General features: G+C 37.0%; 16 protein-coding genes, 2 rRNA genes and 1 pseudogene. 4 read left to right on the forward strand and 15 right to left on the reverse strand.

Annotated elements, in window-relative coordinates; genetic code table 11:
• The first annotated feature begins 201 nt into the window (after positions 1 to 201).
• On the forward strand, positions 202 to 723 hold the full coding sequence (locus tag AWV75_RS17660; RefSeq protein ID WP_197429608.1) for a shikimate kinase: 522 nt from the start codon (positions 202 to 204) through the stop codon (positions 721 to 723).
• Here AWV75_RS17660 and AWV75_RS17665 read toward each other — a convergent pair.
• The 3 genes from AWV75_RS17665 to AWV75_RS17675 are packed head-to-tail and all read right to left on the reverse strand — an operon-like array spanning position 720 to position 2,174.
• A complete protein-coding gene (locus AWV75_RS17665; RefSeq protein ID WP_060875601.1) occupies positions 720 to 1,217 on the reverse strand; it encodes a phosphoribosyltransferase family protein in 498 nt (165 codons plus the stop codon). The genes AWV75_RS17660 and AWV75_RS17665 overlap by 4 nt on opposite strands.
• On the reverse strand, positions 1,196 to 1,804 hold the full coding sequence (locus tag AWV75_RS17670) for a methyltransferase domain-containing protein (RefSeq protein ID WP_231738192.1): 609 nt from the start codon (positions 1,802 to 1,804) through the stop codon (positions 1,196 to 1,198). The genes AWV75_RS17665 and AWV75_RS17670 overlap by 22 nt, the downstream gene beginning before the upstream one ends.
• On the reverse strand, positions 1,785 to 2,174 hold the full coding sequence (locus AWV75_RS17675; protein WP_060875603.1) for an RNA-binding S4 domain-containing protein: 390 nt from the start codon (positions 2,172 to 2,174) through the stop codon (positions 1,785 to 1,787). The genes AWV75_RS17670 and AWV75_RS17675 overlap by 20 nt, the downstream gene beginning before the upstream one ends.
• An 83-nt stretch (positions 2,175 to 2,257) precedes the next feature.
• Between AWV75_RS17675 and AWV75_RS17680 the strand changes: the two genes are divergently transcribed.
• Positions 2,258 to 3,349, forward strand: coding sequence for a hypothetical protein (locus AWV75_RS17680; protein WP_060875604.1), 1,092 nt, complete (start codon positions 2,258 to 2,260; stop codon positions 3,347 to 3,349).
• A gap of 108 nt (positions 3,350 to 3,457) precedes the next feature.
• On the opposite strand, the gene AWV75_RS17685 is transcribed toward AWV75_RS17680, so the two are convergent.
• The gene (locus AWV75_RS17685; RefSeq protein ID WP_060875605.1) at positions 3,458 to 4,420 is read right to left on the reverse strand and encodes a transketolase family protein; all 963 of its coding nucleotides are present in this window, start codon (positions 4,418 to 4,420) and stop codon (positions 3,458 to 3,460) included.
• Between the two features lie 22 nt (positions 4,421 to 4,442).
• A complete protein-coding gene (locus AWV75_RS17690) occupies positions 4,443 to 5,294 on the reverse strand; it encodes a transketolase (RefSeq protein ID WP_060875606.1) in 852 nt (283 codons plus the stop codon).
• Between the two features lie 168 nt (positions 5,295 to 5,462).
• Between AWV75_RS17690 and AWV75_RS17695 the strand changes: the two genes are divergently transcribed.
• Positions 5,463 to 6,236, forward strand: coding sequence for an ABC transporter ATP-binding protein (locus tag AWV75_RS17695; RefSeq protein WP_060875607.1), 774 nt, complete (start codon positions 5,463 to 5,465; stop codon positions 6,234 to 6,236).
• Here the strand turns inward: AWV75_RS17695 and AWV75_RS17700 are convergent.
• From AWV75_RS17700 to AWV75_RS17710, 3 genes are read right to left on the reverse strand one after another with little or no spacing between them, the layout of a single operon-like run.
• Positions 6,220 to 7,221 (reverse strand): cation diffusion facilitator family transporter, encoded by a 1,002-nt coding sequence (locus tag AWV75_RS17700; protein WP_060875608.1) that lies wholly within the window; start codon positions 7,219 to 7,221, stop codon positions 6,220 to 6,222. The two genes, AWV75_RS17695 and AWV75_RS17700, sit on opposite strands and share 17 nt — an antisense overlap.
• A gap of 11 nt (positions 7,222 to 7,232) precedes the next feature.
• Positions 7,233 to 7,796, reverse strand: a complete 564-nt coding sequence (locus AWV75_RS17705; protein ID WP_060875609.1) for a pseudouridine synthase — start codon at positions 7,794 to 7,796, stop codon at positions 7,233 to 7,235.
• Between the two features lie 7 nt (positions 7,797 to 7,803).
• Positions 7,804 to 8,619 (reverse strand): alpha/beta hydrolase, encoded by an 816-nt coding sequence (locus AWV75_RS17710; protein WP_060875610.1) that lies wholly within the window; start codon positions 8,617 to 8,619, stop codon positions 7,804 to 7,806.
• 200 nt (positions 8,620 to 8,819) lie between these two features.
• Between AWV75_RS17710 and pepT the strand changes: the two genes are divergently transcribed.
• The gene (gene pepT, locus AWV75_RS17715) at positions 8,820 to 10,067 is read left to right on the forward strand and encodes a peptidase T (protein WP_060875611.1); all 1,248 of its coding nucleotides are present in this window, start codon (positions 8,820 to 8,822) and stop codon (positions 10,065 to 10,067) included.
• Between the two features lie 58 nt (positions 10,068 to 10,125).
• On the opposite strand, the pseudogene AWV75_RS17720 reads toward pepT, so the two are convergent.
• The 7 genes and pseudogenes from AWV75_RS17720 to AWV75_RS17750 all read right to left on the reverse strand — a co-directional run.
• Positions 10,126 to 11,214 (reverse strand): annotated as a pseudogene (locus AWV75_RS17720) (toxic anion resistance protein).
• Positions 11,215 to 11,392: 178 nt separating this feature from the next.
• Positions 11,393 to 11,917 (reverse strand): GNAT family N-acetyltransferase, encoded by a 525-nt coding sequence (locus AWV75_RS17725; RefSeq protein WP_060875612.1) that lies wholly within the window; start codon positions 11,915 to 11,917, stop codon positions 11,393 to 11,395.
• A 141-nt stretch (positions 11,918 to 12,058) separates the two neighbouring features.
• The gene (gene rpsA, locus AWV75_RS17730) at positions 12,059 to 13,813 is read right to left on the reverse strand and encodes a 30S ribosomal protein S1 (protein ID WP_060875613.1); all 1,755 of its coding nucleotides are present in this window, start codon (positions 13,811 to 13,813) and stop codon (positions 12,059 to 12,061) included.
• A gap of 266 nt (positions 13,814 to 14,079) precedes the next feature.
• Positions 14,080 to 15,105 carry an EamA family transporter gene (locus tag AWV75_RS17735; RefSeq protein ID WP_060875614.1) on the reverse strand — a complete coding sequence of 342 codons (1,026 nt, stop codon included), beginning with the start codon at positions 15,103 to 15,105 and terminating at the stop codon, positions 14,080 to 14,082.
• 2 nt (positions 15,106 to 15,107) lie between these two features.
• Positions 15,108 to 15,581 carry an Lrp/AsnC family transcriptional regulator gene (locus AWV75_RS17740; protein WP_060875615.1) on the reverse strand — a complete coding sequence of 158 codons (474 nt, stop codon included), beginning with the start codon at positions 15,579 to 15,581 and terminating at the stop codon, positions 15,108 to 15,110.
• Between the two features lie 502 nt (positions 15,582 to 16,083).
• Positions 16,084 to 16,193, reverse strand: a 5S ribosomal RNA gene (gene rrf / locus AWV75_RS17745).
• A 115-nt stretch (positions 16,194 to 16,308) separates the two neighbouring features.
• Positions 16,309 to 19,036: ribosomal RNA gene (locus tag AWV75_RS17750) — 23S ribosomal RNA — on the reverse strand; the annotation flags it as partial.

Genomic DNA, 19,036 nt, shown 5'->3' on the forward strand with positions numbered 1-19,036 from the left:
GGGGCTCGAACCCAGGACCCCAACATTAAAAGTGTTGTGCTCTACCAACTGAGCTATCGAGTCTAATCAATTCCTGATTGCGGGTGCAAATATAGAACGTTTTTTTTTAAAAACATCATGTTTTTGTTTTATTTTTGTCAACAACATCCCCCTAAAACGGGGTATTTATGCATAACTCACTATTTTACAACCCCTTATTTTATGGAAAAAATAATTATTTTAGGTTATATGGGCGCAGGAAAATCAACAATTGCTCAACAATTAGCTCAAGAACTTCATCTTTCTTACTATGACCTAGACCATGAAATTGAAAAACAGCAACAACAAAAGATAACAACCATTTTTGCCGAAAAAGGAGAAGTATACTTCCGAAAGATTGAACACCAAATCTTGCATCAACTTTTAAACAAAAACGAACGAGCGATACTAAGTTTAGGAGGAGGCACCCCTTGTTATGCAAACAATCATCTTATTTTACAACAAGAGGGAATTCAATCTTTTTATTTAAAGGCATCCATACAAACCCTAACCCAACGTTTAGCAAAAGAAAAAGAGCATCGACCAATGTTGCAAACCAACACCGAAGATACTCTTGAAACTTTTATTGCTAAACATTTATTTGATCGCAGCTATTTCTATTATCAAGCCAAACACGTCATTTCCGTTGATGATAAACCCGTCAATCAAATTGTCCAGGAAATTAAAACGATACTTGAAGATTAACTCAAATACGCGTATTCATCTTCTTCCGTAAAAACCACTTGAATGTGCTCTAACAAAGAAGTAGACAAGGATAATCCCTTATAATCAGCCTTAATAGGATAGGTCTTATGGTTTCTATCAATTAAAACTGCTGTCTTCATTTTCTTTATTGGTACATTCAAAAAGTGTTTTACACCATAAATCAACGTTGCTCCTGAATTTAATACATCATCAACTAAAATAATTGATTTACCTGTATACTCCTCTGGCGTTAAAGAGGTGCGAATTGGATTAATAGGATTAGCCTTATCAATTTGTACTTCACACAATTTTACTTTCATTGTAGCTATTTCCTCTAATACTTTGGCAATTTTTTGAGCAAAAATAAAACCACTATTCGCTACACCAGCAATCACAATTTCTTCTTCTTCAGAAAATGTTTCGTAAATCTGATACGCGATACGTTTGGTTTTAAATCCAATCTGCTCTTTATTTAAAATGATTTTTTGTGCCATATCTTTTTCTTTAATATAATAAACAATTCTCGATCTTGCCTAGGTTTTATGGAATTGAATGCTCGTTCCATAACCTCGATGGTAAAATAAGGTTCAAATAGCGCTAAATACTCGTCTTTATCCCCTCCATAAGGTGGTGTATCATGCTCAAATGTAGTATCAAATAGCAATCCTACTAATTTCCCTTCTGGTTGAAGTAACTCATGCATTTTTTGAACGTAATCTTTTCTTTTCGCTACAGGAAGGGAACAAAAAAACGTTTGCTCTAGAATTAAGTCATACTTTCCTTGGTGTTGAAAAAAATCTGCTATAACAACTGCATCTTTGGAAATACTAGGTTCATTTTCGATGGTTTGCTCAAAAGCTATTGTTGTAAAATCTACACCAACACTTTCAGCAAATCCCTGCTTGTGTAAATAAACTAATTCATGCCCATGACCAACTCCTGGAACCAATATGTGCATTGATTTATCCTCTAACTGATCAATATACGCTTTCAAAGGAGTAGTAATTGACTTTGCATTCCAAAAATCCTCTTTATTTTGATATCGATCCTCCCAATACGATTTATTCAACATCTTCGTCATGCTCTTCGTTATCCAAATATCCGTCGATATCTCTTCGATCTTTTTTCGTCGGTCGTCCCGTTCCTTTAGCTCGATAGTACTCTTTGGTTTGACGCAGTAAATCTAAATGCTCAAAAGCCTCTGCTGGTGTCTCATCTTTGCGATAAATATCCACTAATTTAGCACCAACTCTACTTTGAGGTACATCTAATACCGTTAATTTATAGACTATTTGATCCCTTCTCAACGTAATTTTATCAGTAGGAAAAACTTCACGTGAGGGTTTTGCTGTTTGTCCGTTTACTGTAATATGTCCCTTCTTACAAGCTTCAGTCGCTATATTTCTTGTTTTATAATACCGTACACACCACAAATACTTGTCAATACGCATAATTAAATATTAAAATTCTTTAAATAAACAAGACAAAAATAAAGTAAAATTGTATCTTGCACTACTAAAATAACTCAAAAATAATGAATAGACTATTTTCTATTTTAGGTATTCTAACAATTGCTTTTACAGTATCTAACTGTAATAAGAGTGATGATTCTGGAGGTTTACCACTTGTACCACCTAGAGATTCTAAAGAAGTTTATACCGAAAACATTACTTCAATCGAAAAGTATTTGAAAAACAATTACATGATTGAGCGCAATGGTATCATTTCTTTTGATAGTATAACGAGCCCTAATTACAAAAATCAGCCTACTATTTTTGAAGATAGTCGTTTGAAATCTATCATTGTAAACAATGAGGATTATGCTGCATTTTCATTAACTGATCCTTATGATCGTACAAAAACGATTTTTAAATATGCTAAATCCGCAGATACAGTAAAGTATAAAATGTACTACCTCGTATTAAACGAAGGAGAAGGGAAGAAAAGTTCACCTGTTGACTCTATCTTTGTTAAACGAAATAACTTCACGTTAAAAAACGAAAGAGTCACTTCAATCAATCATCCTTCTACAGGAGGTTTCTATTCCTTTCCAAATACTATTGCTGAATTAAGAGGTACAGCTGCTACGCCACTTCGTATGTATACGGGAGAACGTCAAATGCTGCACTTTATCAAAACAGCTTTAAACTCAGGTATTAATCCAGATGGAACGACTTCCTTCGACGAAACTACTGCAGGACGTATCATCACTTTTATACCTGCAGGACTAGGTCAATTTAATTCAGGATATTCAACATTAAAAGCATACCAGCCTTATATTGCTGATTTAACCTTAATAAGTGCATTTGAAAGAGATCATGACCTAGATGGTATTCCTTCGAAATTTGAAGTAAAACCAGAAAAAATAGGGACTGAATTAACTGTTCACGATTACTTTGAATTAGACACAAACGCAGATGGTGTTCCAAACTTTTTAGATATTGATGATGATGGTGATGGAGTTCCTACAAGAATAGAATTGCAATATAAAGACGCTAATGGTAAAATTAAGCATTATAGTTATGATGCTCCTGAACTAAAAACGTGTTCAGGCACCCCTCGTTACTTAGATAACACATGTAAACCATTTATGGTTGACGGCGAATGGGTTTGGCCTAGCAAATAAAATATACACCAAAAAAAGCAGCTGATTCATCAGCTGCTTTTTTTATGGTACGGAATAAAAAAAGAGATGGTAAACACCATCTCTTTTTTATTTATATCAACGTATATCTTATCTTTTGAATTTTCTATTGATAACCGTTTCTGCTTTTTCTACAATATTAGTCGATTTTAGACCATATTTTTCCATTAATTCATCTGGAGTACCTGATTCACCAAAAGTGTCTTGTACAGCAATAAATTCTTGTGGTAGTGGATTGTTTAACGCTAGAACTCTAGCAACACTTTCTCCTAACCCTCCTAAAAAGTTATGTTCTTCAGCTGTTACAATACATCCTGTTTTAGCAACAGAACGCAAAATAGCTTCTTCATCTAACGGTTTAATAGTATGAATATTGATTACTTCTGCTGTAATTCCTTTTGCCTCTAAAATTTCTGCTGCTAGTAAAGCTTCCCAAACTAAATGTCCAGTTGCTACAATTGTAACATCTTTTCCTTCTTGTAAAAGAACCGCTTTACCTATTTCAAACTTTTCGTTCTCAGGCATAAAGTTAGGCACGACAGGGCGTCCAAAACGCAAATATACAGGTCCGTCATATTCTGCAATAGCCAAAGTAGCTGCTTTAGTTTGATTGTAATCACATGTATTAATTACAGTCATTCCTGGTAACATTTTCATCAATCCAATATCTTCTAAGATTTGGTGTGTAGCCCCATCTTCTCCTAAAGTTAATCCTGCGTGTGAAGCACAGATTTTTACATTTTTCTCAGAGTATGCTACAGATTGACGAATTTGATCATACACACGTCCTGTTGAAAAGTTAGCAAATGTTCCCGTGAAAGGAATTTTTCCACCAATTGTCATCCCTGCTGCAATTCCAATCATATTCGCTTCTGCAATTCCCACTTGAAAGAAACGCTCTGGATGATTCTTTTTAAAATCGTCCATTTTCAACGATCCGATCAAATCTGCACATAAGGCAACTACGTTTTCGTTTTTTTGTCCTAATTCTGTAAGTCCAGCTCCAAAACCTGAACGCGTATCTTTACTTCCTGTATTCGTATATTTTTTCATGATAATTCTAAAGTCAACTAGATTAATAATCTCCAAATGAAGTTTCTGGATTTTGTTTTAAAGCTTCTTCTAACTGTGCATCGTTCGGTGCTTTTCCATGCCAAGCATGTGTCCCCATCATAAAATCAACTCCATTCCCCATTTCGGTATGTAACAACACACAAACTGGTTTTCCTTGTTTTGTCAAAGCTTTCGCTTGTTCGTATCCTTTTAGAATAGCATCAATTGAATTTCCTTCTTTGATTTCGATTACCGTCCAATCAAACGCTTCAAACTTAGCTTTCATAGAACCTAAATTCAATACATCTTCTGTTGGTCCGTCAATTTGTTTACCGTTTAAATCAACTGTAGCAATTAAGTTATCAATTTTATTAGCCGATGCATACATCATCGCTTCCCAATTTTGACCTTCTTGAAGTTCACCATCTCCTAAGAGTACATAAACCAAATGCTCGTCTTTATTTAATTTCTTCGCTTGAGCTGCTCCGATTCCTACAGACAATCCTTGTCCTAAAGATCCTGAAGCCATGCGTACACCTGGTAATTTATCATGTGTACAAGGATGCCCTTGTAATCTTGTATTTAACTTTCTAAACGTAGCTAATTCTGCCACAGGAAAATATCCACTGCGTGCTAATACACTGTAAAATACAGGGGAAATATGTCCATTCGATAAGAAGAAAAGATCTTCTCCTTCTCCATCCATCGCAAATGTTTCTTTACGATCCATGATTGCTTGATACAAAGACACGAGGTATTCAGCACACCCTAATGAACCTCCAGGATGCCCAGAATTCACCGCATGTACCATTCTAAGAATATCTCTTCTTACTTGTGTAGTTAACTCCGTTAGTTGTTGTGTGTTCGGTTTCATTATTTCGACAATCTAAATTTATTACGCAACAAATATAAAACTTATTTACTGTACTCAATATTATAATCCAACGAATCTACCGTCAAAAGTCTTTCTTTTTCCTTGGTAATTTACTAGAGGTAAAAAAGTTTGTAGTAAGTTTGTACCTTGCCTTAGAACAAGAATATCATGCTACAAACGAAGGACTTAACGATTGGATACCTACAAGGAAAAACGTCAACACTACACATTCAAACAGCGCTCAATCTTCAGCTAAAGCCTCAAACTTTAACTACTTTACTTGGCATCAATGGTATTGGAAAATCAACATTAATTCGAACCTTAACGGGACATCTCCAACCTTTACATGGTATGATTACTTTAAATGGACGAGATTTCACTTCTTATTCTGCCGCTGAACGTGCGAAAGAAATCAGCGTCGTTTTAACGGATCCGATTCCCCATGCTAACTTAAGTGCCTTAGAAGTATTGCAAATTAGCAGAATTCCTTATATCGACTGGAAATCTACTCCTACTGCAGAAGATACTTATTGGATTGAAAAAGCAATTCACCTTACTGCTATATCCGATTTTATTCAGCAACCCTTGCTAAATTTAAGTGATGGACAATTGCAACGTGTTTTCATTGCACGAGCCTTGGCACAAAATACACCTTTGATTATCTTAGATGAACCTGCAAGCTATTTGGACTTGAATCACAAAGTAAAATTATACCAATTGCTGAAACAACTTACTCAAGAAGAAAACAAAACCATTCTCTTCTCTAGCCACGATATTGAACTAGCCCTTCAATTTGCTGCAGAAGCGATTGTACTTCAGCCTCATGGTTATACGCAAAACACCATTGAAAACTTAATTTCCAATGGTGTTTTTGATCATTTTTTTGAAGATGACATCCTCCAATTCAATAGGCAAACGAAGCGTTTTACTCTTGCTCTGTAGTACATGTATGTCGTTTATTTCTCGAAACGTTTTCTATCGTCCATTTCACTTGTTTAACAAAAGGTTCTTTTCTAAATGGACATTCTTGTTTACTGCATATGCTACAGGAAAATGTTTTGCAATCATCCATATGAACAAAGAGTTCTAAATCTTCTCCAAAGTGTTCACTGATTTCCTTTTCTAACAATTCTACTTCCTTGTGTCCTTCAACAATTGTAAAATACCAAGGAATAGTCATGTGGCAATCAAAATGCAAAACACTTCCATATTTGATAATCCGCATATTGTGCAAATCAATCCAATTTTCTTTTCTATTGTGCTCTAAATACGCTACCACCTCTTTCAATAAAGCCTCGTCCGTTTCATCCATAATACCTGAAACAGCTCCTCGAACAATTTTATATCCTGTGACAATAATAATAAGGGCAAAAACCAAAGCAACCGCACTATCCAGCCAATGTAAATCAGTGAAATACAGTAACAATAATCCGATAATAATCCCTAAGGTAGAATAAGTATCAGACTGCAAATGTTTTCCACTAGCTACTAAAGCCAACGATTTATTTCTTGTTCCTTTTTTAATTGCATACCACCCCAAAATAAAATTCACAATGGCAGTAATGGCAACTAGATAAATTCCATAATCCAATTGTCCAATGGGTTGCGGGTTAATTAAATTTCGTACGGCTTCAAAAATAATAGCAATACCTGCCATAATAATAAGCCCTCCTTCAATTGTGGCAGAAATAAATTCTACTTTTCCATGACCATAAGGGTGATTTCGATCTCGAGGTTGGGCAGAAAGATATAAACTATACAAGCCGATAAACCCGCTAATCACATTCACTACACTTTCCAAAGCATCTGTAAAAATGGCTACAGATCGAGTCAAATACCAGGCAACTAGCTTAATAATAAACAAGAGTACACCTACAATTGCTATTATTTTTTGGAATTGGTAATTCTCATTTGCTTTACTACTCATACAACTTGTATTTATACTCTTGATACTTCTTTCACTTCCCCTACTTGTAATCCTTCTAATCTAATATCACCGATTCGGACGCGAACCAATCGCAAAGTAGGAAATCCAACACTAGCTGTCATTTTTCGGACCTGTCTAAACTTCCCTTCGGTTAATACAATGCGTATCCAACTTGTCGGTCCATGTCGTTCATCGCGTATTCTTCGTCCTACCCCAATCCAATTGGGTACGGCCGACAAACCTTCTACTTCACACTCTTTCGTCCTATACTTTTCCCCTTTGACACCAATTTCTACCCCCTTACGCAATATTTCGATTGCTTCAGCTGTTATTTGACCATCAACTTGAGCATAGTATTCTTTTTCATATTTTTCGCCACGCACGCGTTCACTTGTCATTCCATCCGTAGTCAGCAAAAGCAAACCTTCAGAATTTTCATCTAAGCGACCAATAGCCATGGTACCTTCCGGAAAATCAAATAATTCTCCTAATTTCTTTTTTGTTCTCTTTTTCTCGTAAATAAATTGACTGATATACCCATGAGGCTTATATAGGAGAAAATGTCTGTGTTCCATTATTATACTACTTTTCAAAAGTTTTGTCGTAAAAAGAATTAATTGCTTCGATATATCCTTGCCCGTGATACGTATTGGTCATCGCTTGGAAACCTTGTAAGTGCCCTCCTTTAAACAGAACCACTTGGCTTTTAGGATTTAAAGGTTTCACGCGATTACTCTCCTGTACGGTTGTCAATCCATCGCGATCTCCTGCAAAAAACAGCACAGGAATTGATAAACGCGTTAGTGCTTTATCATAATCTCGAGCTTGTTCCGGTAATTTTATTTCTTTCTGTAAAAATTCATCTAGTTTGGCTACAATTGCTTTGGGACTTACCATAAATCCATCTGCAATCAAATAATCATAAGATTCAACCTCATACGCGAGAACAGCAGCAAGCGTGCCAGTTGACAAAGCCCAAACGCCTATCTTGGTTTGAAACTTGCTTTTTGCATAAGCAACAACGGCTTGTAAATCCGTTGCAAATTCATCATAGTACAACTGATCTTCCTCCAAAGTGAAAGCATCACTTTCGCCAAATCCACGATAATCAAACAGCACTACATCATATCCCTGGTTGACTACTTCTATGACTTGTCTCAACCAATAGGACATATTCCCCGTATCACCATAAGTTAAAACCAACGTTCGATTTAGTTTTTTCTCTTCCTTCGCATATAAGATCCACGTATTTAACGCGTACCCATCAGGAGTTTTAATGCGAACCTCTTCATATTTAAAATTTGAATTTATGGGGTAATCTACATACTCTTTTATCGGATTTACTGCTCCCATTAGATTCACAATCAACAACGTAAATAAACAAAGTATATGTTTCATTTGCAGCGCAATTTTAAATAAAAATCAAAGATACAACAATACTTCCTTCCAAATAATTGCAAGCTTTCAAAAAAAAGGTTTACTAATGATATTCTAATATTTTTCATTTCTCTTTCTTCTTGTTTAAAAGAAAAAGCGCAGACATTATAAGGCTATCAGTTAATAAATTCATACTTTTGTTAGATATAAAATTTAATACTATGCAACATATTATTGATCGTTTCATCAGTTATGTAACTGTTGATACTGAGTCTGATCCTTCTTCTCAAACCTGCCCAAGTACTGAAAAGCAATGGGATTTAGCAAACAAATTAGTTGAGGAACTAAAACAAATTGGTCTAGAAGACGTAACAATAGATGAAAACGCATATGTGATGGCTACTTTGCCAAGCAATGTAGAGCACGAAGTACCTACAATTGGTTTTATTGCGCACTTTGATACTTCACCTGATTTTTCTGGGGCAAATGTAAAACCGCAAATCGTACCCAACTACGATGGTGGGGATATCGTTTTAAACAAAGAACTAAACATTGTTTTATCACCTTCATACTTTAAAGATCTATTACAATATAAAGGTCAAACGTTAATCACTACTGACGGAACTACTTTACTAGGAGCAGACGACAAAGCTGGAATTACTGAAATTGTTTCAGCAATGGAGTATTTAGTACAACATCCAGAAATCAAACACGGAAAAATTCGAGTTGGATTCACACCAGATGAAGAAATCGGTCGTGGCGCACATTTATTTGATGTAAAGAAATTCGGTGCAGAATGGGCTTACACAATGGATGGAAGTCAGATTGGTGAATTAGAATACGAAAACTTCAACGCTGGGTATGCGAAATTGACATTCTCTGGAAAAAGTGTTCACCCAGGATATGCTAAAGGAAAAATGATTAACTCTATTCTTTTAGCAAACAAATTCATCAACAAATTACCAAAAGATGAAGTGCCACAAAAAACAACTGGATACGAAGGATTTTTCCACGTACACACAGTGAGTGGAAGCATTGAAGAATCTATTGTAGAGCTGATTATCCGCGACCACAACTTGAAAAAATACGAGCAAAGAAAAGTGTTTATTGACAAGTTAGCGAAGAAATTCAACAAAAAACACAACAAAAAATTTGGTGGACCAATTGTTTCTTGTGAAATCGGAGATCAATACTTCAACATGAAACAAAAAGTAGAACCTGTAATGCATATTGTTGATACTGCAGAACAAGCGATGAAAGATTTAGGTATTAAGCCTCTTATCAAAGCAATTCGCGGTGGAACGGATGGATCTCAACTATCTTATATGGGATTACCATGTCCTAATATCTTTGCAGGAGGACACAACTTCCACGGAAAATACGAATATGTACCTGTAGAAAGCATGGTAAAAGCTACAGAAGTAATCGTTAAGATTGCTGAGCTAACAGCTACTAATGCAGCAAAATAATATAGCACACATACAAAAAAGGAGATTCAGATGAATCTCCTTTTTTTATTTCATTTTTTTACTTACTAGTTGCTGTATCGTTTCCTATCAAGTGTTTCTTTAATTCATTTTCTTGTTCAATTAATTCGATTTCAACCGCTCTACGTTTTCCTTTTCCTTCTTCTTGAATACGAACTATTTCATCTATCGTGCTAATAATATCCGCATTTACTTTGCGAATCGTCTCAATATCTACAATTCCTCGTTCTGTTTCTTTTGCAATTTTAACCGTTGAATCTTTCAACATTTCACTATTTTTAGTCAACAATTCATTTGTTGTATCTGTTATTGCTTGTTGAGCGCTTAACGCTTGTTGGGAACGCGCAAGTCCCAAGGTTAAAATCATCTGATTTTTCCATAAAGGAATGGTATTGACAATACTCGATTGCAGTTTCTCCATCAACATCAAACTATTGTTTTGCACCATTCGAATCTGTGGAGAAGATTGAAGGATAATCATACGCGTCAATTTCAAATCGTGTACTTTTCGATCGAAGCGAATCACTTGTTGTTCTAAATCTTTATAGGCTTGCATTTTCACAGGATCTTGTTCTTGCTCCACTTCAGCCTTAGCTCTTGGCAATTCGATTGTATTTAGTTCGTGTAATTTCTCATCTCCAGCAGCAATATACAAAGACAACTCTTTGAAGTAGTTTTTATTTTCATCAAAGAGTTTATCAAACATCGCAACGTCTTTCATCATTAACTTATAATGACGTTCCAATTGTAGTTCTATTCCATTAATATTCGTTTCAACCTTGCTGTATTGCGCTTGCAAACGAGCTATTTTCTTCTTTAAGGTATCCAAAAAAGGAAAAAAACTTTTCTTATTCGCAATTCCTTCAAACGATTTCACCTCTTCTCGTAAAGAAACTAATATTCCTTACGTTTCTCCCAAATCCCTCGTTTGTACTTGCTTCAGAATCTCAGTCGCAAAAGCACTCGCTTTTAATTGACTACTAGATCCGTATTGAATCACTTGCGTGGTATTCGTTAAATCAATACTTTTTTTGTATTCCGCAATTTTTGCCACTTCTTCTGTTGTAAATTCAACTTTACTTTCTAAGGTTAAATTTTCAACACGTAATTCTAGCCTATCTTTTTCCATATTTTTCAATTTACGTTAAGGATTAACGAATAACACGTTTTTATACAAAATTTACTTTCACGAGTACGATGTCTTTCCTAAAGTTCGTATGATATTAAATCAAATATAATTGTAATTCACCGAATAACGTAAAAAAAATAGTTTATCGAAATCTCAAAAAAGAAAAATACCTCTTACTTTACTTCAATCCCTGCTTATATGCTGAACGCAACATTGCCATTACAATCTTATCGTGATAAGCCCCTTCTCGATAACACGCTTCTCTCAACACGCCTTCCACTTGAAACCCTGCTCTTTCATAGGCTTTAACTCCACCATAATTAAGCTCGGAAACCGTAAGCATAATGCGGTTCAACTGTAATGCGTCGAATCCATGCGCAACAACTGCTTCCGTTACCTGTGTTCCAATTCCTTTTCCCCATTGGGATTTATCTCCAATAAAAATAAAGTATTCTCCGCTGTGATTAAACTTCGATATACCACTGATTCCCGCATAGCCAATTAACTGCCCTGTAGACTTCAAAAACACCCCAATATTATAGGTGTTTTGTTCCGTGAACAAACTTTCATACCATTCATCAATTTGTTCTTTTGAGGATAAACGTTGAAAAAGACTCAAAGAATACTTAATAGCTTCTTCATCGTTAATCCAGGTATAAAAAGGCGTAACCTCCTCTTTTGACAACGGTTTTAATTCAATCATAAGCAGTAGAATTTAAATAGTCTGTAATCCACCAAAGATAACCTTCCTGGAGCAAAAGATGAGTTGATTCTAGTTATTATCTAAAAAAAAAAGCCCCGACACTTTGTGTCAGGGCTTCTTAGTTTGTATCGATTGAAAGGATTAGTTTCCTTTTTCCATTCTTTCTTTTAACTCAGCAAGAGCGTCGATATCTCCTAAAGTAGTTTTTTCTGTAGCATTTACTGTAGTTTCAGCAGATTTTACATTTTTCTCCTCTTCTTCACGGAAAATTGAAGTATGAGAAGCTACTACTCTTTTGAATTCTTTGTTGAATTCAATGATTTTGAACTCAGCTGAATCACCTTTTTTCAATTTCTTACCGTCTTCTTTTTCTAAGTGACGAGTTGGGATGAAAGCTACTACGTCTTCTTCGAAAACTACTGTAGCTCCTTTGTCAACTAATTCAGAAATTTCACCATTGTGGATAGTACCAACAGCATAAGCATCTTCGTATTTATCCCATGGGTTAGCTGTTGTTTGTTTGTGTCCTAAAGATAATTTACGTCCTTCAACGTCTAACTCTAATACAACAACATCTAATTTATCTCCTACGTTTACAAACTCAGATGGGTGTTTGATTTTCTTAGTCCAAGATAAGTCAGAGATGTAAATTAATCCATCAATTCCTTCTTCTAATTCTACGAATACACCAAAGTTAGTAAAGTTACGAACGATACCTGAATGCTTAGATCCTACAGGATATTTAGCAGTGATATCAGTCCAAGGATCTTGGCTTAATTGTTTAATACCTAAAGACATTTTTCTTTCTTCTCTATCAAGAGTTAAGATAACTGCCTCTACTTCGTCTCCAACTTTTACGAAATCTTGAGCTGATCTTAAGTGAGTAGACCAAGACATTTCAGAAACGTGGATTAAACCTTCAACACCTTCAGCAACTTCGATGAAAGCACCGTAATCAGCTAAAACAACTACTTTTCCTTTTACTTTGTCACCAACGTTTAAGTTAGCATCTAAAGCATCCCAAGGGTGAGCGTAAAGTTGTTTTAAACCTAATTGGATTCTTGTTTTCTCGTCGTCGAAATCTAAAATTACAACATTTAATTTTTGATCTAACTCTAACACCTCGCTTGGGTGGTTGATTCTTGACCAAGATAAATCTGTAATATGGATTAATCCGTCAACACCTCCTAAGTCAATGAATACTCCGTAAGAAGTAATGTTTTTAACAACACCTTCTAACACTTGACCTTTTTGTAATTGACCGATAATTTCTTTTTTCTGTACTTCGATATCTGCTTCGATAAGCGCTTTGTGAGATACAACAACGTTTTTGAATTCGTGGTTAATTTTAACTACTTTGAATTCCATTGTTTTGTTTACGTACTGATCGTAATCACGGATAGGCTTAACATCGATTTGAGAACCTGGTAAGAATGCTTCGATTCCGAATACGTCAACGATCATACCACCTTTAGTTCTACATTTCACGAAACCATTAACGATTTCTCCTGACTCATGAGCAGCAATAACTCTATCCCAAGCTTTGATTGTACGAGCTTTTCTGTGAGATAATACTAATTGTCCGTATTTATCTTCTCTAACGTCGATTAATACTTCAACTTTATCTCCTACTTTTAAGTTTGGATTGTAACGGAATTCGTTTAATGAAATAACACCTTCAGACTTAGCATTGATATCTACAATAGCGTCTCTGTCAGTAATTCTCACTACAACTCCCTCAACTACTTCCTCGTCGTCTGTAGAAATAAAAGTTTTGTCTACTAAGCTTTCAAATTCTTTTAATTGAGCTGCATCAACTGCATCGATACCATTTTCATAGTTATCCCAATTAAAATCTTTTAAAAATTCTTCCTGTGTTTTAATGTTTTCAGACATGTGCTGATAATAAATTTGTATCCTGTATTATCTAGTTTCGTTATTCAGCGATAAAGAACAGAAGTGGTTTTACATTTATAACTCTTTGACTTTTAGTGAAACAGCGCTGATCTAAAAGCTGTGCAAAAGTACAACATTTTTTAATTGTAAAAAACAAATTTTCACAAATTTTAAAATCAAATAACTCTACATGAAAGTATTAGATAAAAAAAAGCTAACGAATTGCTTCGTTAGCTTTAATCAATTTTATAATAATGAAAAAAGAATTAATTACTCATGTTCAGTTGTTCCCCATCTCGTGCATCTAATGAACGTTTTTTGGAAAATACTTTTTTAAATATTTTACTTCCCTTATAAAGGTCCCAGTTCATTAAACCAACACTTAACAATACAACAACTAATCCTCCAATTTGAAGACTTGTAATAATGTCATCTGTAAAGAAGTAACTTAAGGCTACAGCAACCACAGGGTTTACATAAGCATATGTACTCACTTCTGTTACAGGTCTATTTTGAATCAACCAAATGTAAGATCCAAAAGCTAGGATTGATCCAAAAGTGATTAAGTACACCAAAGAAAACCATCCTGAAGCTGAAATCTCATATACATCAAATTGAGCATATTCACCATTTAATAAAGCCACAACTGTAAATAAAACACCTGCTGTAATCATCTGCCATGATGTTTTTACCATCACGTGTAAATCCTCCCCTTTATTCTCGTTTTTCGCTTTTGAATATTTAGAATACAACGATCCCACTGTCCAAGCAATTGATCCTAAAATCAACAATACCATACAGAAGATATTCAATAAACGTTGACTTTCATCTCCTGCAATTGTAATTTGCTCAGCAAATAACATAATTACACCAACGAATCCAAGAATCAAACCTAATACAATAGGTAAGCTTGAAAAGTTGTGCTTCCATTGTGGTTTATCTAAAATGATGAACCATAAGGCTGCTGCTGCTGCCATAATAGCTGCGATACCACTTGACACATGTTGCTCCGCCCAAATTAAGGCTCCCATATCAATAAAAAGCAACAAAAATCCAGTAATGCACGCTTGCTTTACGACCTGCTTATTGAAGATCTTATATCCGCGCATTTTACAATAGGTCAACAAAATCATGCTGGCAGCAAAAAAGCGCAAAGATCCTAAAACAAAGGGTGTAAAATCACTCAATGCTTTATGAATAAAAAAGAAAGTAGATCCCCATACGAAGTACACTACTAAATAGGCACCTAATACTACTTTATTATTCGTTTGATTTGTAGCTACTGCTTTCATAACTATTCTAATGTGTCTGGAATTATTAATTTATTATCTTCTTTTACTGTTTGTAACACGATGATTGTTCTTGTTGAAATAATTCCGTCAATCTTAGACAAAGAATTACGCATTAAATTTACAAGCGCAATCGAATCAGATGTTCTTACTTTAACGATGTAGCCATCATCACCAGCTATATCATGTACTTCTAGTACCTCTGGAATTTCAGCTAATGCTTTCCCGGTATTCTCATCTCCGATAATTTCATCTACCTTAATAAAGATAAAAGAAAGCATCTTCTGATTAATCGCATTAGGATTAACTCTTGCATGGTAAGCTACAATAGCATCTTTATGCTCCAGTTTCTTCACGCGTTCTAAGACAGCTGAAGGAGCCATTCCAAGTTCACGAGCTAATTCAGAATTATTGATTCTCGCATTGTCTTGCATCATACGCAAAATTTTCAAATCAATTTCATCTAACTTATATTCCATCGTTTTCTAGTTTTACAGTGCAAAGATAATACAAAAGAATAATATACGGAAATATTTATCATTTAATGAATATTATTCGGTAGTTAAATATTTGTAAACAAAATAATTCTGACTAAAAATCAAATATTACGAATAATTCAATAAAATTAAATAAAAAAAACACATTTGATAATAATAAATTCCAATAGCCCAATTGTATGGAGTAAGATAGCGTATCTAGGCTTTTTGTGAGATTTGTGCTTTGTTTTTCGTGAGGTTTGTTATTTGTGAAGTTGTAAGATTTATCGATTAAAGAAAAATTTACACTATTTAGAAAATTTACTTCTCTCCCTTTTCCTCTCTCCAATTACTTTGTGAGGTTTGCTCACCACCACACCCTCTCACCACCACACCCTCTCACCACCACACCCTCTCACCACCACACCTTCTCACCATCACACCCTCTCACCAACAGCTATAAAACAAAAAAGCCTGACTACTTACGTAATCAGGCTTTTCAAAAGAAGGGCGACGACATACTCTCCCACCATGTGGCAGTACCATCTGCGCTAGCGGGCTTAACTTCTCTGTTCGAAATGGGAAGAGGTGAGCCCCGCCGCAATAACCACCCTAAAGCGGTTGTTATAAATTCCTTGCGGATCCTATAACTAATTCGGTATATTATAACGTAACAAATACTTACTTCATTTTAGAAAGTTGCCCTCCCTCTACTCTAAAGTAGAGGGAGTACACATAAGCTTACGAGCTATTAGTACTACTTGACTATGACATTACTGCCTTTACATCTATAGCCTATCAACGTTGTCATCTTCAACGGCTCTTTAAAGAAATCTCATCTTGTGGTGGGTTTCGCACTTATATGCTTTCAGCGCTTATCCCTGCCCAACGTAGCTACTCTGCGATGCCCCTGGCGAGACAACAGATGCACTAGAGGTTGGTCCAATTCGGTCCTCTCGTACTAGAATCAGATCCACTCAAATTTCTAACGCCCACAGTAGATAGAGACCGAACTGTCTCACGACGTTCTGAACCCAGCTCGCGTGCCACTTTAATGGGCGAACAGCCCAACCCTTGGGACCTTCTCCAGCCCCAGGATGTGACGAGCCGACATCGAGGTGCCAAACCCCCCCGTCGATATGAGCTCTTGGGGGAGATCAGCCTGTTATCCCCGGCGTACCTTTTATCCTTTGAGCGATGGCCCTTCCATGCGGAACCACCGGATCACTATGCTCTACTTTCGTACCTGATCGACTTGTTAGTCTCCCAGTCAAGCTCCCTTATGCCATTGCACTCTACGCACGGTTACCAAGCGTGCTGAGGGAACCTTTAGAAGCCTCCGTTACTCTTTTGGAGGCGACCACCCCAGTCAAACTACCCACCAAGCAATGTCCTCTGCAATGCAGAGTTAGATCTCAAATAAGCAAAGGGTGGTATTTCAACAATGACTAACCTACGCCTGGCGACGCAGGATCGAAGTCTCCCACCTATCCTACACATCACTTATCCAAGAACAATACTAAGCTATAGTAAAGGTGCACAGGGTCTTTTCGTCCCACTGCGGGTAATCGGCATCTTCACCGATACTACAATTTCACCGAGCTCATGGCTGAGACAGTGTCCAGATCGTTACACCATTCGTGCAGGTCGGAACTTACCCGACAAGGAATTTCGCTACCTTAGGACCGTTATAGTTACGGCCGCCGTTTACTGGGGCTTCAATTCAATGCTTCTTCTTGCGAATAACATCTCCTCTTAACCTTCCAGCACCGGGCAGGTGTCAGGCCCTATACTTCATCTTACGATTTTGCAGAGCCCTGTGTTTTTGATAAACAGTCGCCTGGACCTTTTCACTGCGGCCAGCTTGCGCTGGCGACCTTTCTCCCGAAGTTACAGGTCTATTTTGCCTAGTTCCTTAGCCATGAATCTCTCGAGCGCCTTAGGATACTCTCCTCGACTACCTGTGTCGGTTTACGGTACGGGTACTAATAATCTAAGTTTAGAAGCTTTTCTTGACAGCCCTTAGGCACACTATCTCGTTGTTCGAAAACGCTGAGTACTATCGCATTTCTCCATCCCCTACGCATTTTACTATAGGGAATATAGGTACGTGCTTCAACGAACTATTCCGTCAGTTCGCGGTGCTTTCATCACTGTGTCACTCCATCACAATTATTAGTAGTACGGGAATATTAACCCGTTGGCCATCGACGTCCCCCTTCGGGTGTGCCTTAGGTCCCGACTAACCCTAAGCTGATTAGCATAGCTCAGGAAACCTTAGTCTTACGGCGGGGGTGTTTCTCGCACCCCTTATCGTTACTTATGCCTACATTTTCTTTTCTATAAACTCCACCATACCTCACAGTACGGCTTCTATGTCGATAGAATGCTCCCCTACCACTCACGTCTAAAACGTAAATCCATAGCTTCGGTAGTATACTTATGCCCGATTATTATCCATGCTCGATCGCTCGACTAGTGAGCTGTTACGCACTCTTTAAATGAATGGCTGCTTCCAAGCCAACATCCTAGCTGTCTGGGCAATCAAACCGCGTTTTTTCAACTTAGCATACATTTGGGGACCTTAGCTGATGGTCTGGGTTCTTTCCCTCTCGGACATGGACCTTAGCACCCATGCCCTCACTGATGATTATCATTAATTAGCATTCGGAGTTTGTCAGGAATTGGTAGGCGGTGAAGCCCCCGCATCCAATCAGTAGCTCTACCTCTAAGTAACTATGATCATCGCTGCACCTAAATGCATTTCGGGGAGTACGAGCTATTTCCGAGTTTGATTGGCCTTTCACCCCTACCCACAGGTCATCCGAAAACTTTTCAGCGTTAAACGGTTCGGTCCTCCATTTAGTGTTACCTAAACTTCAACCTGCCCATGGGTAGATCACACGGTTTCGCGTCTACCACTACTGACTAAAGCGCCCTATTAAGACTCGCTTTCGCTACGGATCCATGACTTAATCACTTATCCTCGCCAGCAACGGTAACTCGTAGGCTCATTATGCAAAAGGCACGCCGTCACCCAACGAATGGGCTCCGACCGCTTGTAGGCGTATGGTTTCAGGATCTATTTCACTCCGTTATTCACGGTTCTTTTCACCTTTCCCTCACGGTACTGGTTCACTATCGGTCTCTCAGGAGTATTTAGCCTTAGCGGATGGTCCCGCCAGTTTCAATCAGGGTTTCACGTGCCCCGACCTACTCAGGATACCACTATCCTTATCTTCTCTTACTTATACGGGACTATCACCCTCTTCGGTTTACCTTTCCAGGTAATTCTAATTCAATCCGCAAGAAATATCGTGGTCCTACAACCCCAATATTGCCGTAACAACATTGGTTTGGGCTATTCCGCGTTCGCTCGCCACTACTAGCGGAATCACTTTTGTTTTCTTCTCCTCTGCCTACTTAGATGTTTCAGTTCAGCAGGTTCGCCTCCTATT

It is taken from the genome of Myroides odoratus (genome assembly GCF_001549985.1).
Taxonomy (GTDB): domain Bacteria; phylum Bacteroidota; class Bacteroidia; order Flavobacteriales; family Flavobacteriaceae; genus Flavobacterium; species Flavobacterium odoratum_A.

Bases quoted from the DNA above. Each gene is read 5' to 3' on its own strand.
- AWV75_RS17660 (WP_197429608.1), top strand. From the start codon at position 202: ATGGAAAAAATAATTATTTTAGGTTATATGGGCGCAGGAAAATCAACA.
- AWV75_RS17665 (WP_060875601.1), bottom strand. From the start codon at position 1,217: ATGGCACAAAAAATCATTTTAAATAAAGAGCAGATTGGATTTAAAACC.
- AWV75_RS17670 (WP_231738192.1), bottom strand. From the start codon at position 1,804: ATGACGAAGATGTTGAATAAATCGTATTGGGAGGATCGATATCAAAAT.
- AWV75_RS17675 (WP_060875603.1), bottom strand. From the start codon at position 2,174: ATGCGTATTGACAAGTATTTGTGGTGTGTACGGTATTATAAAACAAGA.
- AWV75_RS17680 (WP_060875604.1), top strand. From the start codon at position 2,258: ATGAATAGACTATTTTCTATTTTAGGTATTCTAACAATTGCTTTTACA.
- AWV75_RS17685 (WP_060875605.1), bottom strand. From the start codon at position 4,420: ATGAAAAAATATACGAATACAGGAAGTAAAGATACGCGTTCAGGTTTT.
- AWV75_RS17690 (WP_060875606.1), bottom strand. From the start codon at position 5,294: ATGAAACCGAACACACAACAACTAACGGAGTTAACTACACAAGTAAGA.
- AWV75_RS17695 (WP_060875607.1), top strand. From the start codon at position 5,463: ATGCTACAAACGAAGGACTTAACGATTGGATACCTACAAGGAAAAACG.
- AWV75_RS17700 (WP_060875608.1), bottom strand. From the start codon at position 7,221: ATGAGTAGTAAAGCAAATGAGAATTACCAATTCCAAAAAATAATAGCA.
- AWV75_RS17705 (WP_060875609.1), bottom strand. From the start codon at position 7,796: ATGGAACACAGACATTTTCTCCTATATAAGCCTCATGGGTATATCAGT.
- AWV75_RS17710 (WP_060875610.1), bottom strand. From the start codon at position 8,619: ATGAAACATATACTTTGTTTATTTACGTTGTTGATTGTGAATCTAATG.
- pepT (WP_060875611.1), top strand. From the start codon at position 8,820: ATGCAACATATTATTGATCGTTTCATCAGTTATGTAACTGTTGATACT.
- AWV75_RS17725 (WP_060875612.1), bottom strand. From the start codon at position 11,917: ATGATTGAATTAAAACCGTTGTCAAAAGAGGAGGTTACGCCTTTTTAT.
- rpsA (WP_060875613.1), bottom strand. From the start codon at position 13,813: ATGTCTGAAAACATTAAAACACAGGAAGAATTTTTAAAAGATTTTAAT.
- AWV75_RS17735 (WP_060875614.1), bottom strand. From the start codon at position 15,105: ATGAAAGCAGTAGCTACAAATCAAACGAATAATAAAGTAGTATTAGGT.
- AWV75_RS17740 (WP_060875615.1), bottom strand. From the start codon at position 15,581: ATGGAATATAAGTTAGATGAAATTGATTTGAAAATTTTGCGTATGATG.